Here is a 16,874-nt window from a genome sequence, read left to right as displayed (position 1 = left end):
TGACTGTGAACAGGGGGATATTTTTTTATTTGTCAGTCCCTAAAAGAAACAAGAAAAACAATAGACCTCTTGCAAAAGTCGCTCAGGAAGATTTGATTTTGGGGAGACAAAGCTCATAATTGTAGAGAGCAGCAATCAAATAAAACCTTAAACTAAATCGTTTTCGGCGATTTCTATAAGTAAGGGACAAAATTTTAAATACCTTTAACTTCCGATTTACATGCTCACCTAGAACTCTAATTCTGGCTAATTCTTGATTACTCTTTTTATCCTCACAACTTAATTTATCCCCTCTAGGTTTTTTCTTGGGAATCTGACTATTGTTATGCAGTTTTTGAATACCTTGATAACCTTTATCGCCCAAGCACTCTATATCTTCTCTCAATCTAACTCGACTATTTTTAAATATCCAAAAATCATGCTCTCTACCCTTGCCATGAGCGGTGCAGATGATTTTACCATTTGCTCGGTCTACTACTACTTGTGACTTAAGTGTATGCTGTTTGTTTTTTCCACTGTAAAACTTTTTTTGTTTTTTTTAGGACGTTCAATGGGACTTTCTGTAACATCAACCACTACTACTTCTAACTGATAATTAGAACTAGCCAATTTTTTCTTCCCTGGAAGTGTAAACGCCCTAGATTTAGTCAGTGTATCTTCTATTTTTCGGATAATTCGGTAAGCTGTAGACTCGTTCACTCCCCAAGATTGACCTATATGGAAGTAGGTACGGTACTCTCTCCAGTATTCCAATGTCATCAACAATTTGTCTTCCAACGTGAGTTTACTTGGCCGTCCTGTTTTCTGTTTTGCAAGGCTTGGCGATCGCACTATCTCTAGCATCTGGTTAAAAGTCTCCGGTCGTACACCACACAAGCGTTTAAAGTCTTCTGGCTTTAAGCTTTTTACTTGTTCGTAGGTCATCAATGCTACCCAACTCTAACCTACTTGTCCCACGTATTTGGGACTTTTGCAAGAGGTCTAATACCATTTTGGATCTTGAATTGAAAATTATCTTCTAAATCGTAAGTTCTTAGGACTTACGCATTCACAGTAAATACCAAATGTGTAGTATAGATGCCCGAATTTTCGCCAGAATTTTCGCCAAGATTTTTTGGTATTGAACCGTTAGCTGTAGCTGTTTGTGACACTCTTCCACTTCGTGGAGGTTTGACATTCTCTAATCGCTTGTTGTCATAAAGTCAAGGGAATCATGAAATACCTACTTTCAGTGTTTCCAGTTTATTTTTGCGATCGCCCCTTGAACAAAAACTGATACAACATGAAATTTTAGATTAGCAATCATTTTTAAAATTGGTATGAGTATGCTAGGTTGTATTTTCCAGAAAATGACGACGACGAGATAATTTATTTTTGCGAATACTGTAAGTTATATAACAATTTGCAGTTGAATATGACGAAAGTAGGGTGGCACAGCTATGCTACCCTACTACAATTTAATTTTCGGCATTGCCGAACAGTGGATGAAGCGTAATTGCTGCAATCATCAAATTACTTTACCAATCACTTGTTTTTGCGTCGTCCCAGACTTCTAATTCCAAATCATGAAGATAGGTTAGTCCACTCTGAATTTGTGCTTGTGTTCCTTTTAGTTCTAAATCAAACCAACCATCACCGACAGCATTGGCTCCGAGAATTGCTGCTGTAATATTCACAATCAGACCGTAATCAGATATTAGGCGAGAAATTACAGGTTCCTGGTGATAGTTCTTAGGAATTCTAACTCTAATCCGTTTATGGTTAAGTGTATCGTCAATAGCCATGATTGTTATACCGATTTGAAAAAAGAATGCGACAGATATAAACATCTAAACCTTTGTTCTGTCTGGCTTTCTTAATGCGTAAATTTTGAATTTTGAATTGGTATCACTCGCTGTAAAGGAGAGTCAGGAGCTTCAAGGGCACCAAAAGCAGGGAAGTAGGACAAGAATAGTAACTAACTCCAAACTTTAACTATTACAGCCTATTGCAGGTTTATGCGGTACAAAACTGAGAATTCAAAACTCTAATTATTCTTTATCCCTTCTCCCTTCTGCCTCTTGCCTCCTGCCTCAAAACCTATAACTTTGTACTTCATGTAAACGAAAACTGCTGTAACTCTTGACTCAGCACTCCCTATTTGGGCCAAACTTAATTAGTTAACATCTTTAATACGGGTTTTCCGTTCTAAAATCTCCTTAAGCACTAAGGTGACTACTGCTAGCAACGCTAATAGGACAGCCGCAGAAAAGGCAGCTTCGGTTTCATACTGTTTATAAGCGTCTTCCACAAACAGTGGTAGGCTCTGGGTTTGGTCGGCAATGTTGCCTGATACCACTGAAACTGCGCCGAATTCACCCATTGCTCTGGCATTTGTCAAAATTAAACCGTAGAGTAAGCCCCAACGGATACTCGGTAAAGTGACGCGCCAAAATATTTGCCAATCTTTGGCACCTAAAGTTCTAGCAGCTTCTTCTTGGTCTTTACCAAATTCCTCTAAAACAGGAATTACTTCCCGCGCCACAAAGGGCATACTCACGAAGGCTGTAGCCAGTACCATACCTGGAAAAGCAAAGATAATTTTGATATCAACTGCTTGCAGCCAAGGGCCAAACCAACCATTACGTCCGTAAAGTAAAACAATCATTAATCCTGCGACTACAGGGGAGATGGAAAAAGGCAGGTCAATAATGCTCAAAACTACGGCGCGTCCGGGAAATTTATGACGAGCGATCGCCCAAGCTGCACATAAACCAAATACTGTATTTATTGGGAGAGCAATCGCAGCCAACAATAGCGTCAACCAAGCTGCATGGACAAAGGCTGGCCTAGTCAGGTTGGATAGAAATGGCCCGACTCCTTTGCTGAAAGCTTGGATAAAAACGTTAATTGCAGGGATGTATTGAACTAAGGTTAAATAGGCGATCGCTATAGTAATTAAAACTATTGGCACCCACTTATTCTGCTCTTTCGGCTTGGCTGTAGATGTCTCATCAGATGCAGATGAATGAAAACTTGGCTTATCTACTGTCATATCGCCTTGCCCATGCTTGTAAGAAATTAATTGCTAATAACAATATTAATGAAATTGATAGGAGAACTATGCCAATTACTGTTGCCCCAGAATAGTCATACTGCTCTAATCGCTGGAAAATCAGCACAGGCGCAATTAAATCCTGGAATGGGGTATTGGAAGAAATAATCACTGTAGAACCATATTCTCCAACTGCACGAGAGAAACCCAAGGCAACACCAGTCAAAATTGTCGGAAATAACGGTGGCAAAATCACTTTCCAAAAGGTCTGCCATTGAGAAGCACCCAAACACCAAGCGGCTTCTTCAATTTCATGTTCCATTTCTTGAAGCACAGGTTGTACAGTTCTCACTACAAAAGGCAGTGAGATAAAAATCATTGCCACTGCTACTCCTGTCCGGGTGAAAGATACTTTAATTCCTAAAGGTGATAGCAGGGAGCCTATCCAGCCGTTATCGCTATAAACGGTTGCTAATGTTAACCCTGCGACCGATGTTGGCAATGCAAACGGTAAATCCACCGTGGCATCAATCAGACGTTTCAAGGGAAAGTCATAGCGGACTAAGACCCAAGCAATCAAAGTACCAAATACGCCATTGAGCAGGGCAGCAAACAATGAAGTCACAAAAGTTACGTTGTATGTTGCTAATGCAATATCACTGGTTGCGATCGCCCAAAACCTAGCCGGAGGTTCTGTACTCGCTTTCAGGAACATAGCAACTATCGGCATAAACAACATCACCATCAGGTATGCTATTGTGATTCGCCAAGTCCACGGAACCCGCCCCAATCTTTTCCAGAATGGCGTTTCGCGTTCAACTTCCACAGAAGGAGATACAGTCGTCATAGTCAAAAAATTCAAAATTTAAAATTCACAAAGAAGCTTTTTGCGAGTATTCGTAATTTCTATAGCGGTTCTCGACCCAGTGAAGCACAGTTTTTATCTCTCTCCAAACCTCTGTTAAAAGGAGAGAGGTTTTAAATTTTTCCCCCTTCGGGAAAGGTGTTAGAGAGTTAGGTCTATTTGGATACCTGTACCTCTTTGAATTTAAAATGGCTATAATTCGTAATTGCTAATTCGTAATTCCAGGACAGACTAACTAAATTTAATTTTGGACAAAATCAAAGTTGTAGAGTCATAATTTACGAATTACGAATTACAAATTACGAATTACGAATTACGAATTATTTAATTACCGTTTAGTTTGCGCTTGAATCTTATCAAATACGCCCCCATCTGCGAAGAACTTCTTATCAATTGCTCCCCAACCGCCGAGGTCTGCAACTGTACCCAGAGTTTTCAGCTTAGGAAATTTGTCTGTGACTTCCTTGGTTTGAGCTAAAGTCTCATCCACAGGACGGAATCCCAATTTGACAAACTCTTGCTGTGCTTCTGGGCTATAAAGGTATTTCACAAAACCTTCAGCAACTTCGCGGGTTCCGTGCTTATCGACGTTTTTATCTACCACAGCGATGGGATTGTCGATGGATATATTCACATCGGGGACGACATACTCAACCTTCTCGCCCTTTTGCTGTGCCAAAATAACTTCGTTTTCGTAGTTGATTAAGACATCTCCCTGCCCTTGCTTGGCAAATGTATCAGTAGCTTCCCGCGCATCTTTAGGCAAGATTGGTACATTTTTATAAACTTTAGTTACAAATTCAGTCGCTTTCGCCTCATCGCCACCTGTTTTAATTACAGAATCCCATAATGCTAAGAAATTCCACTTAGCACCGCCGGAAGTTTTGGGGTTAGCGGTAATTAATTTCACACCGTCTTTGGCTAAATCTTGCCAGTCCTTGATGCCTTTAGGATTGCCGGCACGAGTAACTAATGCTGCCACAGATTTCGAGACAATACCATTGTTGGGAACTTCTTTTTCCCATCCTGATTGAATTAATCCAGCCTTCTCAATTTTGGTGGTGTCTCCTGCTAATGCCAGGTGGACAACATCTGCTTCCAAACCATCGATAACGGCACGAGTTTGGGAACCAGAACCGCCATAACTTTGCTTGAAGGTGACAGTTTGGTTATGGTCTTTCTTCCACTGTTCTACAAATTTAGGAATGATGGCTTCGTGAGCAGCTTTGGTAACCGCAAAGGAAACGAGGGTTAGTTGAACATCCTTATTAGTAGCAGCAGCAGGATTGGCAGTAGGTGCTTCGGCCGAAGAATTGCTTCTATCTCCACCAGAGCAGGCCGCTAGCGCCACACTCAATAAAGCCCCTGCTAAAAACAGCGATACAAAGCCTTTGAGCGAATTCAGTCTGAACCGATTGATTGTATGTTCAGCGATCGCTTGTAATATTTTCAGTGGGCGCTGCCACAAACTCATTCTTTTTACTCCACTAAATCTACGTTTACTAGATGGGAATACAGTTATATCCTGTAGTATATTACTAGATTTTTGCAGCAATTTGGTTATAAATACACATAAACCTCATATTCTCGATAGAAAATATGGTGATTCTATCAGCTCTGCGAGGAATTACAAATACTTCGAGTTAAAAATATTAAATTTTCATTAGAATTAACGACTGCGGGATCAAGCAAGCAACTTGCAGGAAATGAGGCATGGGTTAAACAGAACATTAGTGATTAATGGGTCATTGTTAAACATTACCCATTCCCTATTTTTTATTACTTGCTAAGTAGAATGGTGTGGAAAAACAAAACTATATTAAGAAAAATTAAATAGACTTAAACCTTCTTCCTTCGTGCCTTGTCTTCGACACGCTAAGCGAACTGCCTTTTGTCTCCTCCCTCATTCCAACAATAAATATTCACACTAACCTACTTAATACCTAATCACTAGGACAGTTAATCTGACTTCAAGTTTAATTAAAGTTTAAATAATTTTTCATATTATTTTTACACGATTTGAGTTATGAAGTTTCCGAAACAGGAAATGAGAAATTTTCGTATAAAAATTTAGTTGAATTTTGAGAATTCATCTGATAATCTCTATTCTCAAGATAAAATACGGTAATTAGACAGATTTACCGTATTTTATTAATCAACTACACAACATCCAGCCACGATGACACATCTTCAACCCAAGAATTTACAAGTTTTCCGTCCAGGTAAACAACTATTTCCTCAATTAAAGCCTGCTTCAAATCGTCAAACCTCTGCATTCTTATTAGCGGCTGGCTTGAGCTTAAGTACCCTTGTTCCTGTTTATGCTGTGGGCAGTGTTTCTAAAACTATTCGTTTTAACCAAAAGCCTCAATTGATTAGTCAAGGCCGCAAGACAGTTGAAATTACTCTAGTTTCTTACGCAGTCACCAAGGCAGCTTACGATAGGATAGTTCCGAAGTTTGTGGCAAAGTGGAAACGCGAAAAAGGTCAAGATGTAGTGATTAGGCAGAGCTATGGTGGTTCTGGCTCTCAAACCCGTGCAGTGCTTGACGGATTAGAAGCGGATGTTGTAGCTTTAGCACTGGCCTTGGATACCAAAAAAATTGAAAAAGCAGGACTGATTGGGCCAGGTTGGGAAAAAGAAGCTCCAAATAACTCAATTGTCACCCACTCAGTGGTTGCTTTAGAAACTCGTGAAGGTAATCCTAAAAAGATCCAAAGCTGGAATGATTTAGCGAAACCAGGCGTCAAGGTGATTACAGCCAACCCCAAAACTTCAGGCGGTGCGCGGTGGAACTTTCTAGCTTTGTGGGGTGCGATCGCCAAGAATGGTGGAACTGAAGCTCAAGCCTTAAAATATGTTACCCAAGTCTTTCGGAATGTCCCTGTGTTGCCTAAAGATGCGCGGGAATCCAGCGATGTTTTTTACAACAAAGGTCAAGGGGATGTTCTGCTTAACTACGAAAACGAAATTATCTTAGCAGCGCAACAAGGAAAAAGTTCACCCTCTTATGTAGTTCCCCAGGTCAACATTTCCATAGATGGGCCAGTAGCAGTTGTGGATAAAAATGTTGATAAGCATGGTACGCGACAAGTTTCGCAAGCTTTCGTTCAGTTTCTTTTTACACCAGAAGCTCAACGTGAGTTTGCGAAAGTTGGTTTTCGACCTGTTAACTCTGCTGTCGCCAAAGAAGTACAGAATAAATTTCCTAAGATTTCTAAGCTTTATAACGTTCAAAGTTTGGGAGGCTGGGACACTGTTCAGAAAAAGTTCTTTGACGATGGTGCAATCTTTGACCGCATACAAAGTAGTGGACGCTAATATAGCCTTTCTGTATTGCAGAGAAAGCACAATTAATTGAGATTTTTGACCAATATCAAAGATAGATTGGAACAGGGGAGCAAATTCTCCAGTTCCCTTCTTTGATGTTGCCAAAAATGATCTATCGATGTATGTATATTAAATATTTGTTGAAATTGTATTAATTACAAAATAGAAAAATTATAAATATTAGCGAATAATAAGATTCCCGACTTATTAAAGAAATCGGGAATCTAAAGCTTGGGATTTGAACAAGATTAATTTAGGATTGTTAGAGCAAATTTTTTCCAGAAAACTACCAAAATATTTGTTGAGTATTATCGGTTTACCCAACCTACATCCGCTATTAACTGACGGCATATTTCATGGGTAACCCGTCCTGAAATACTAGCAATTCTCCGGGTTCGATTTGTGTCCAAACTTCGTTGTCGGTGAGGGGGGTGGTAGCGATGACGGCGACGCGATCGCGTTCGGTAGTCACTTCCCGAAAATCTACGGTCATATCTTGGTCAATCAAATGGGCAGCAGCAAAAGGCGCTTGGCGTACAATATAGCTGAGTTTGGTTGAGCAATAAGCAAAAAAGTGTTCTCCATCTGAAAGCAAATAATTAAATATACCCACTTTAGAAATTATTTCAGTAATTTCTTGCAGTACAGAATAAAGCTCTTTAATGGAAGGCTCACCTTTAGGAAAGCGTTTTCGCAATGTTTCTAACATTAGACAGAATGCTTTTTCACTATCCGTATCACCTACGGCTTGATAAAAGCCCATATTTTCTAGATCAAAATCAGGTAAATTACCGTTATGGGCAAATACCCAATACTTACCCCACAATTCTCTGCGGAAAGGATGGCAGTTGTGTAAGGCAACTTCACCCTGAGTAGCTTTGCGGATATGGGCTATGACATGGGTTGAGTGGATGGGATAACTCCGGACAAACTCGGCTACCGGAGAAACAATAGAAGGTTGGGGATCTAAAAACATCCGACATCCCTTTCCTTCAAAGAAAGCAATGCCCCAACCATCGCTATGATGATCCGTTTTTCCTCCCCGTGCAGAAAAACCTTCAAAAGAAAAGCAAATATCCGTTGGGACATTGCAATTCATTCCAAGCAATTGGCACATAGATGTTGCAAGTTTCAATTTTCGACTAAGGCTTTGCTGTTCAAGATACTTCAAAATCAAGCTTGATTCTGGAGCGATCGCTTCAATCTGACAATTTATATCATGTCCAGTTGATTAGTTATGATTCCCGTAATCTATGCACAAATCAAAAAGCGGTCTTTCCCCCTGTTAAGAGCTCCCAGCAAGAATTGCGGTCTTAACGATCTGTCTTTCAACGGACACAATATTATATCATGTCTGCTCATATAACGTCATTGCGATCGTAGCAAAGCAATTCCGAAAACTTATGATTCGTCGTTTTACTATGCTGCGGGAACGCCAAGCGCGAACATTTCACTTGTTTGAGACATATTGTCGGTGATTTGCCAGACTTGATTATTAGCGAAAACAAAAATTCATTTATGCTAAAAGCCGATGACAGCGAATATCTGGTGCAGCAGCCACCAAACCTTCGAGTTTAGCTGCTACTGCTTGGAAATGGGGTGAGTCGATATGAGTCTTTAAGGCTTGATCGGAAATCCACTGTCATAGTACCGTCAAAGTCGCAAAAAACAATCCACTTCACTTTTACTCCTGCCAGTTCTTCGTTTCTGGGTATTTCCCAAGCTACTGCCTGAGCAATCCGAATTTGTTTACTTCTAGGGACTTCCAGAAAATAAATTATCCCATTTCACGTCTATCAAAACGACTTTCTCTCCCCCTGTCCCCTGCTCCCCTGCCCTCAAAGCGTTCGCGTAGCGTCCCGCAGGGATGGAATATTTTTTTAATTGGAAGTCCCCTATACTCAGCAACCCAACCTTCAGCGCTTACTAAAATATTAATATTTTGTATTAAAAGCAACGCAGATTTCCAATATTTATCCGGAAATAGCGGATTAGTGGAGCAATTTATAGATAGGTTATCACAAGTTTAAGTAGAACGATGTGGAAAAACCAAACTATGTTAATAAAAATTAAATAGACTCAAACTCTCTTGGCTTCTGCCTCCAGCAACAACTGCCTTGTCTTCGACACGCTACGCGAACTGCCTCATCCCAATGAGAAATATTCACACTGACCTACTTACTCAGAGGCGATCGCTAGTTAAGGGATTAGACGTTGGGCAGTGGCTAGTGAGAAACTATTCCCAAGTATTCTTAAATATTTATTTTTAAGTCCCTAGTCCCTATTCTCCACTCCCCACTCCCTAACCTCAGCCAGCAAAGTTGATTTGATAGACTACTAGTTTTCTCAACCAAACCAAGTTTAAAGTGCCTGTAATATGGGAGACTTGGCAATATTCCCTATCAATTCCGATTCCAGATGAGTAACACAATTTTTGACATTGTGGTCAAAACCATCAATGACCAGGATAAACAATTAAATGACCACGCACAAAAAGTACTTTTAATTGTGAATCTGGCTTCCTACTCTGGTTATACATCCCAAAACGCCGGATTAGAAAAGCTGAACCAAAAGTACAAAGAAGCTGGGTTAAGTGTTTTAGGGTTCCCCTGTAAGGATTTTGGGCAGCAAGAACCCACAAGCAATCAAGAGATTGTCAAATTTTTTACAAGCCAATTTAATGTTACGTCTAAACTATCAGGGAAAGTTGATGCTACAGGATCGCAGCAACAGCCAGTTGATGACAGACTTAGCGAAGCCGTTGAGCCAACGAGGACTGTTCGTTGGAACTTTGATAAATTTTTAGTTAATCAGCAAGGCCAAGTAGTAGCTCGATTTAATAGTAGTGTCCATCCTTCTTCACTAGAGCTAATTACCACAATTGAGAGCGAGCAAATTAGCAAATTAGTTAATAGTCATTAGTCAATAGTTATTAGGTAAAATCTTTTCTACTATTGACTGTTGGCTGTGGACTGTTAAATTTATTTACGTGCAGTCTCTTAAATTGATAATCTTCTCTCAATGAGTAGTTTAATTTATTTGCGTCTACTTTGCCATGAACGTTGCAATCATTGGTTGTGGTTATGTTGGTTATAAAGTTGCTCAATATTGGCAGCAAAATATGAATTTTGTTGTCACTGCAACCACAACTTCTCCTGAGCGTCTTTCTGTACTACAATCAGTAGCCCAAAGAGTTGTAGTTACTACAGGTAATGACCTAGATGGTCTAAAATCAGTTTTACAAAATCAAGATGTTGTACTTTTAAGTGTTGGTGCCAAAGGTGCGGAAGTTTATGAAGAGACTTATCTGCAAACTGCCAATACTTTAGTTTCACTCTTACGGCATATTCCCAATGTGAAACAATTAATATACACAGGAAGTTATGCAGTGTATGGTGACAGAAATGGTGTTTGGGTAGACGAAGAAACACCACTTGCACCTGCTAATTTAAATGCCCAAATTCTCCGAAAAACTGAGGAGGTGCTGTTATCAGCTTGTAGCGAAAATCTTCGTGTTTGCATCTTCCGCTTGGGAGGAATTTATGGGACTGGCAGGGAATTGGTGAAAATATTTGGTAGATATTCTGGTACAACTCGTCCCGGAAATGGTGAGGATATCACGAATTGGATTCACCTAGATGATATTGTTGGTGCGATCGAATTTGCGCGTCACCGACGCTTGCAAGGGATTTACAATTTAGTGGATGATGCACATCTCACCAGTAGAAATTTGCTCAATAGCTTATTTGCGAAACATAATTTACCTAAAGTTATATGGGATACTTCTGTCACAAGTACTCGCCCATATAATGCCTTGGTATCTAATGAAAAGCTCAAAGAAGCTGGATATGAATTGATTCATCCCCAGATGATTTTTTAGTAAGTATTGAAACTAGGAATTATGCAACCATCAGCTGTAGCTAACACAACCGATTTTACAGCATCTCCTAGCCAGTTTTTCACTTGGCAAAATTATCGTTGCGCTTACGAAGTCGATCAACCAAGTAATACAATACCCTCAGGTATTCCTTTACTATTAATTCACCCGATTGGTGTGGGATTATCGCGGCAATTCTGGCGAAGATTTTCCTATGAATGGTACAATTATGGTCAGCATAATTTGATTTACAGCCCTGATTTACTAGGATGCGGTGAAAGTGATATGCCCCATGTGGCTTACACTCCTAGTGACTGGGCAGAACAGTTGCAATACTTTTTACAAACAGTAGTGCAAAAACCTGTGATTGTAGTCGTACAAGGTGCGTTATTCCCAGTTGCTATCGAATTAGTCCAAAAGGCATCAAATTTAATTGCTGGACTCGTACTTTCTGGGCCGCCAGCGTGGGCTGTAATTACCAATAAATCACCACAATGGCAACAAAAACTCCTTTGGAATCTGTTAGATTCGCCTTTGGGAAGTGGTTTTTATCGTTATGCACGCAGGCCAAAGTTTTTACACTCTTTCTCGACTCGTCAACTCTTTGCTGACGATAATGCTGTTGATACAGAGTGGTTAAAGACATTAGTAGCAGGTGCAGAAAATCTTGCTAGTCGTCATGCAGTGTTTTCTTTTTTAGCAGGGTTTTGGCGACAGGATTATAGTAGTTTTATTACTTCTATCCAGCAGCCAACATTAGTAGTTGTGGGGGAAACAGCATCAAGTATAAGCCAAGAAGGTAAAAAAGAAACGCCAGATGAACGCTTGGCTGACTATCTGGCTTGTTTACCTCAAGGTCGAGGTAAAAAAATAAATGGGCGCAATGTTTTACCATACGAATCAACCGCTGAATTTATAGCAGCGATCGCCCCATTTATCAATCAACTTTCTTAGCTAATTGACGGTTAGATGAAACCAGTAATCAGATTGTAGGATATTACTGGTATTGATTACTTCAGGAAGCAAAATTATGTTGCCTAATTACGAAGGAAAAAGAGTTCCGAGTGTTACTTTTCACACTCGTAAAAACAATGACTGGGTAGATGTAACAACTGATGAGTTGTTTGCTAATAAGACAGTAGTTGTTTTTTCCTTACCGGGTGCTTATACTCCCACTTGTTCATCAACTCATCTCCCTGGTTACAACGAGTTGGCTAAGGTTTTTCAAGAAAATGGAGTCGATGATATTATTTGTCTTTCTGTGAATGATGCTTTTGTAATGAACGAATGGTCAAAACAACAAGAGGTAGCTAATATTACATTAATTCCTGATGGTAATGGTGAATTTACTGAAGGAATGGGAATGCTGGTAGATAAATCAGACTTAGGATTTGGTAAGCGATCGTGGCGTTATTCTATGCTGGTGAAAGATGGTGTAATTGACCACATGTTTATTGAACCAGATGAGCCAGGAGATCCCTTTAAGGTGTCTGATGCTGAAACAATGCTCAGATATATAAACCCGCAAGCAGCCAAGCCCGAAGTAGTTTCTCTGTTTGCGAAAGTTGGTTGTCCCTTTTGCGCTCGTGCCAAGGCGATGCTCAAGGAACATGGCATGGATTACGAAGAAATTACTTTAGGTAAGGATATTACCACACGCTCTTTACGAGCAGTTACAGGGGCGACAACAGTTCCCCAAGTATTTATCGATGGCAAATTAATTGGTGGTTCTGAGGCACTAGAAGCTTACTTCGCCGCTAAGTAGATTTCAGTTTGGTAGCACATTAGTGCTACCTAATTTAAGTATATTTACATAAATAAATATGATAAAATTTATTTTGATTAAATTACTATTGATTAAAAACACAATATGTTTGCCAGCATCCGCCGTCTTTTAAATCAATTTTTTAGGAAATCAAGAACTATTAACAACGAACCACTGAATAAAGTAAGTTTGATTGTAATTATTTTAGTTGATATTTTTATTTTAATTAATGTTTTTACAGGACTGGATAATATTAGTAGATGGCATATCAGTCCAACTGAGGCTTATCCATGTTATTCAGAGTGGCAAAATTATCGGGTAAAAAATACTAAAGATAAAGATTACGAAATTGTTAAGCTTTCATTTCCATATAGCCCAAACAATCAATTCAGTTTTCAGCAAAGCTATCAACAAGGCGAAATAGCTCATCTCGGAAAAGTCAATCAAATATGCTTAAAGTATGGTGAGTATAAAGATAAAATTAACAATCAGCAAAATCAGCAAATTATCAAAACTATTGAGCAGAAACAAGAAAAAATAAGTAACCTCGAACAAACTAATCGCAATATTCGTGCTAAATATGATTCGACTCTCTTAGAAAAAATTGCAGGTCAGTCTCGCGAACAATCAATTAATCAAGTCGGTGCAGAAAAAGCCAAACAACAGTTAGACCAAAATGACCGCCAAATTTCTACTCTCCGACAAGAAAATTCTAATCTTCAGAAGGATCTAGTTGCAAAACCAGAAAGCACTAGTTTTCTATCTTTTATTCGAGATGAGAATCAATTTACAGAAGTTGAAAAAGGCTATCAAAAAGCCTTATTCTGGTATCCAAGTATTCAGCTTGGTTTTCAATCTCTCTTTCTTCTACCGCTGATTATCATTGCCTTATTAGTTCATCGATTTGCCCAAGTCAGAGGATATGGACTGATTTCGCTAATTAGCTGGCATTTACTAGTTATATTTTTTATCCCGCTAATCATTAAAGTCTTTGAATTTTTCCAAATAGGAGCAATATTTCAATTTATTATTGATATCATCGCTCCTATTTTTGGCGGGTTGCTTTTCTTAATCAATTATATTTATATTTTGCTGATTCCACTGATTGGCTTTGGAATTATTAAGTTTTTTCAAAAATTTGTCTTTAATGCTAAAGTCCAGGCAGCTAACAGAGTACAAAAATCACTCTGTCTCAATTGTGCAAAGAAAATTCGGCATCGCGATCGCCACTGCCCGCACTGCGGTTATTATCAATATTTAGAATGCGAAAACTGTCATCTTCTGACTTATAAACATTTGCCATACTGTAAACATTGTGGATATTTCCAAAATTCCAGTAAAACTATTAACTAGCGATAAATAATATTTAATACTTGATTGAAATAAAGTATTCAGGAGTCAGAATTTAAAATATGCAAAGTGTCAAAAAGCCCAATCAAGAAAGCCGCTCGCCCCTTGATTTTCTGAAAAATTTATTGCTTGCCCGTTGGCGATCGCTCTTACTCCTATTAATTGGAGTATACTTACCTTTGCAGATATTTGAAATTTTGGCAGTGAAGCTATGGAAAAATGAAGCTAGCTTTCCGTGGGATGTGCCTATTCTGTTAGCAGTTCACTCCACAGCAAACACTCAGCTCGATATTTTAGCAGTAATGCTGGCTATCATCGGGTCGCCTTGGACGGCAATACCAATTGTAGTTGCGATCGCACTAATATTACTACTTCAAAAACGCTGGCGATCGCTAGCTTATGTACTTACTGTTTCATTAGGAAGCTTCATTATCAACCTCATAGCAAAGGAATTCATGCATCGAGTTCGTCCGCAATTGTGGGAGTCCATTGCACCTGAGTCTAGTTTTGCATTTCCCAGCAATCATGCGATGACCAGCGTAACATTAGTAGCAATTTTGCTCATTTTCAATTGGGCTAGCCCTTGGCGTCGATTGGTTTTTATCCTCAGTAGTTTATACATAATAGCGATTGCTTGGTGTCGTCTTTATTTGGGGGTTCATTTTCCAAGTGATATTCTTGCTGGTTGGATGGTTGCATTAGCTTGGGCAATTGGTGTCAGTCTAATTATCAAACCCTATTTAACTATAGCCAAATCTGTAGATGAACAACCCGCTAAGGATGAAACGACATTACTACCCGAAGAAAAAAAATTGATTAGCTAATGTGCGTCTAAGTTGAATCCCCACACTCTCCCACTACCCCATACAGACTGCTGCATAAATTAATAACCGCAAACCTATTGATTGAGTGAAGGGATTTAATCCTAAAAAAACCTACTCACATCAAAGGAAAACTGTGATGAAAACACAAATATTCTTCAGCCTTGCCTGTTCTATATCTGTGTTGGGTTGCATCATCCTCCCAGCTAGTGCCCAACCAGTTATCATTCAGCCTCCTCAATCAACTCAAGCAGTCACTCAAGAGATTGACATTCCTCAAGACACAGCGATTGTTGTCTCGTTTCCAGCGTCTATTACCGTAGATGTCGGGCAAAAAAAGGATTATCCTCTTACCGTTCCTCTAGCAAGCCCTATTCAAGATACTCAAGGTAATGTTGTAGCGGCAGAAAATACTCCTGTAACTATTATCCTCAAACCCACTGATGGCGGCGCTAAAATTATCGCCCAATCATTAGTTGTCAAGGGTCGAATTGTCTCAATTAAAGCATCAAGTCAAATGATTCCCGGTACTACCATTACCCATATGCGAGCTAATGATAAAGCTGTTGAGAATGGCTCTATTTGGGGCAGAATTGGTGGAAGCACCTTAGGCTTTTTCAGCCAAGGCGATCCCGACCAGTTTGACCGGGGAGCAATGCTAGGAAGCGCTGTAGGATTGATTTCTGGCTTGCGTTCTGCTGAAAATACCCGGATTGTCCAGATTCCTCAGAGTAGTGTTTATGTTTTATCCTTAGAGGCTCCGATTCAATTGTCTGCTCGTTAGTCCAATCCTTGTCGAACTAAAACTAACTTTTAATTTATTACTCCCGAAAGTGGGTGCAGTATTGTCAAATGAAAGCTGTGCCTGGTTTCAGTTTTCAGATATCTTTCTTGCAAGGGTTGCCACTGCTGCCAAGCCTGGTAACGGTTTTCAGTTAACAAAGTAGTAAGGGTAGGTAGCTGAGTTTGAATTTCTGACTTAAAAATATCTTCTAGCCAGTCAGCTAAAACCACACTATCTTGCATCGTACCTAAAATTTCTTGGATATTTTTTACTTCTGTAATGTAAGCCGCGTAAGACTCGCCATATAACTCAGTAAATAACTCCATCTGGTAGCGTATACGTTTAGCTTCTTTTCGCAAACTATGCAGAATTTCGCCTTGGGTTGATAATTGTTGTTCTATCTTTTCTCGTTCCCAGTTTTTCTGGACTTTCACTTCTGATTCCACAAATTGTGTGCCAATTAACCAACCTGGATGCAGTAAGAAATTACTCACTTCCGGTAAAAGTAAATCAGGTAGCACTTGCCCAATCGTCACAGATGCCAAAGGTTGATAACTGGGTTTCTCTAACCAATTTTCCAATGCCTCTTTTAGAGACTTGTAAGGTTCATCCTTTAGCGTCTTTTGTACACTTGAGAGTACATCTTCACGTTGTTTAGCCAAAGCTGCAAAAGCTGTTTGTAGAAATTCCTGTTCTTTGCGGGGTAAATTTGGTTTATAGTTGTTTTCTAAACTTTCTTTAAGTACATCTAAATCTCTCAGACTACCAAGACGACGAGCTATTTTACCGATATTTTTATCGCTGACTGGCTTGGACAGATCTACTGCTAGCCCAAACCTAGTTACAGCCGTCCGTAAGCGACGCATTCCTACTCGCATTTGGTGCAGTGCTTCTGGATCTTCATCTTTCTTTACTGATTTTTCCCACTTCAAGGTTTTCTTAAAGTGTTTTTGAATCGCTTGGTAAGCATAGTCTCCTAGAGTTTTTACTGTGGGATGTGTGGCTAATTTCATAATGGATTATTAATTAGATGCAAAATCAAGTTAT

16 protein-coding genes are annotated in these 16,874 nt (G+C 39.4%); 8 read left to right on the top strand and 8 right to left on the bottom strand.

The window, feature by feature from the left end; genetic code table 11:
• Positions 1–82 precede the first annotated feature (82 nt).
• The 6 genes from FCR06_RS05495 to FCR06_RS05475 form a co-directional block, all read right to left on the bottom strand.
• A protein-coding gene (locus FCR06_RS05495; RefSeq protein ID WP_223280041.1) for an IS5 family transposase occupies positions 83–924 on the bottom strand; the annotation gives its coding sequence in 2 pieces (ribosomal slippage) (positions 83–540 and positions 540–924; 843 coding nt in all).
• Between the two features lie 124 nt (positions 925–1,048).
• Positions 1,049–1,177: a hypothetical protein gene (locus FCR06_RS34170; protein WP_262984644.1), complete on the bottom strand. Its 129-nt coding sequence runs from the start codon at positions 1,175–1,177 to the stop codon at positions 1,049–1,051.
• Positions 1,178–1,517: 340 nt separating this feature from the next.
• Positions 1,518–1,784: an NIL domain-containing protein gene (locus FCR06_RS05490; RefSeq protein ID WP_138497822.1), complete on the bottom strand. Its 267-nt coding sequence runs from the start codon at positions 1,782–1,784 to the stop codon at positions 1,518–1,520.
• Between the two features lie 371 nt (positions 1,785–2,155).
• On the bottom strand, positions 2,156–3,034 hold the full coding sequence (cysW, locus tag FCR06_RS05485; RefSeq protein ID WP_138497821.1) for a sulfate ABC transporter permease subunit CysW: 879 nt from the start codon (positions 3,032–3,034) through the stop codon (positions 2,156–2,158).
• On the bottom strand, positions 3,021–3,881 hold the full coding sequence (cysT, locus tag FCR06_RS05480; RefSeq protein WP_138497820.1) for a sulfate ABC transporter permease subunit CysT: 861 nt from the start codon (positions 3,879–3,881) through the stop codon (positions 3,021–3,023). Before cysT ends, cysW begins: the two co-directional genes overlap by 14 nt.
• A gap of 346 nt (positions 3,882–4,227) precedes the next feature.
• Positions 4,228–5,373, bottom strand: coding sequence for a sulfate ABC transporter substrate-binding protein (locus FCR06_RS05475; protein WP_138497819.1), 1,146 nt, complete (start codon positions 5,371–5,373; stop codon positions 4,228–4,230).
• Positions 5,374–6,078: 705 nt separating this feature from the next.
• Here FCR06_RS05475 and FCR06_RS05470 point away from each other — a divergent pair.
• A complete protein-coding gene (locus FCR06_RS05470) occupies positions 6,079–7,221 on the top strand; it encodes a sulfate ABC transporter substrate-binding protein (protein WP_138497818.1) in 1,143 nt (380 codons plus the stop codon).
• A gap of 346 nt (positions 7,222–7,567) precedes the next feature.
• Here FCR06_RS05470 and FCR06_RS05465 read toward each other — a convergent pair whose 3' ends face one another.
• The gene (locus FCR06_RS05465) at positions 7,568–8,347 is read right to left on the bottom strand and encodes a class II glutamine amidotransferase (RefSeq protein WP_138497817.1); all 780 of its coding nucleotides are present in this window, start codon (positions 8,345–8,347) and stop codon (positions 7,568–7,570) included.
• Positions 8,348–9,648: 1,301 nt separating this feature from the next.
• Here FCR06_RS05465 and FCR06_RS05460 point away from each other — a divergent pair.
• The 7 genes from FCR06_RS05460 to FCR06_RS05430 all read left to right on the top strand — a co-directional run bounded on the left by FCR06_RS05460 (position 9,649) and on the right by FCR06_RS05430 (position 15,827).
• Positions 9,649–10,152, top strand: coding sequence for a glutathione peroxidase (locus tag FCR06_RS05460; protein WP_138497816.1), 504 nt, complete (start codon positions 9,649–9,651; stop codon positions 10,150–10,152).
• A gap of 133 nt (positions 10,153–10,285) precedes the next feature.
• Positions 10,286–11,110: an SDR family oxidoreductase gene (locus FCR06_RS05455; protein ID WP_138497815.1), complete on the top strand. Its 825-nt coding sequence runs from the start codon at positions 10,286–10,288 to the stop codon at positions 11,108–11,110.
• A 21-nt stretch (positions 11,111–11,131) separates the two neighbouring features.
• Positions 11,132–12,061: an alpha/beta fold hydrolase gene (locus FCR06_RS05450; protein ID WP_138497814.1), complete on the top strand. Its 930-nt coding sequence runs from the start codon at positions 11,132–11,134 to the stop codon at positions 12,059–12,061.
• Between the two features lie 76 nt (positions 12,062–12,137).
• On the top strand, positions 12,138–12,872 hold the full coding sequence (locus FCR06_RS05445) for a redoxin family protein (RefSeq protein WP_138497813.1): 735 nt from the start codon (positions 12,138–12,140) through the stop codon (positions 12,870–12,872).
• Positions 12,873–12,977: 105 nt separating this feature from the next.
• Positions 12,978–14,225 (top strand): hypothetical protein, encoded by a 1,248-nt coding sequence (locus tag FCR06_RS05440; RefSeq protein ID WP_138497812.1) that lies wholly within the window; start codon positions 12,978–12,980, stop codon positions 14,223–14,225.
• 59 nt (positions 14,226–14,284) lie between these two features.
• Positions 14,285–15,046, top strand: coding sequence for a phosphatase PAP2 family protein (locus FCR06_RS05435; protein WP_138497811.1), 762 nt, complete (start codon positions 14,285–14,287; stop codon positions 15,044–15,046).
• 136 nt (positions 15,047–15,182) lie between these two features.
• Entirely contained in the window at positions 15,183–15,827 is a 645-nt protein-coding gene (locus FCR06_RS05430) for a hypothetical protein (protein WP_138497810.1), read from the top strand.
• A gap of 29 nt (positions 15,828–15,856) precedes the next feature.
• On the opposite strand, the gene FCR06_RS05425 is transcribed toward FCR06_RS05430, so the two are convergent.
• Positions 15,857–16,840 carry a CHAD domain-containing protein gene (locus FCR06_RS05425; protein WP_138497809.1) on the bottom strand — a complete coding sequence of 328 codons (984 nt, stop codon included), beginning with the start codon at positions 16,838–16,840 and terminating at the stop codon, positions 15,857–15,859.
• Positions 16,841–16,874 lie beyond the last annotated feature (34 nt).

This window comes from Nostoc sp. PA-18-2419, from assembly GCF_005869855.1.
In the GTDB taxonomy this organism is placed as follows: Bacteria; Cyanobacteriota; Cyanobacteriia; order Cyanobacteriales; family Nostocaceae; genus Nostoc.
The sequence above is the reverse complement of the archived record's forward strand: the minus strand, read 5'-3'. Positions and strand labels throughout refer to the sequence as shown.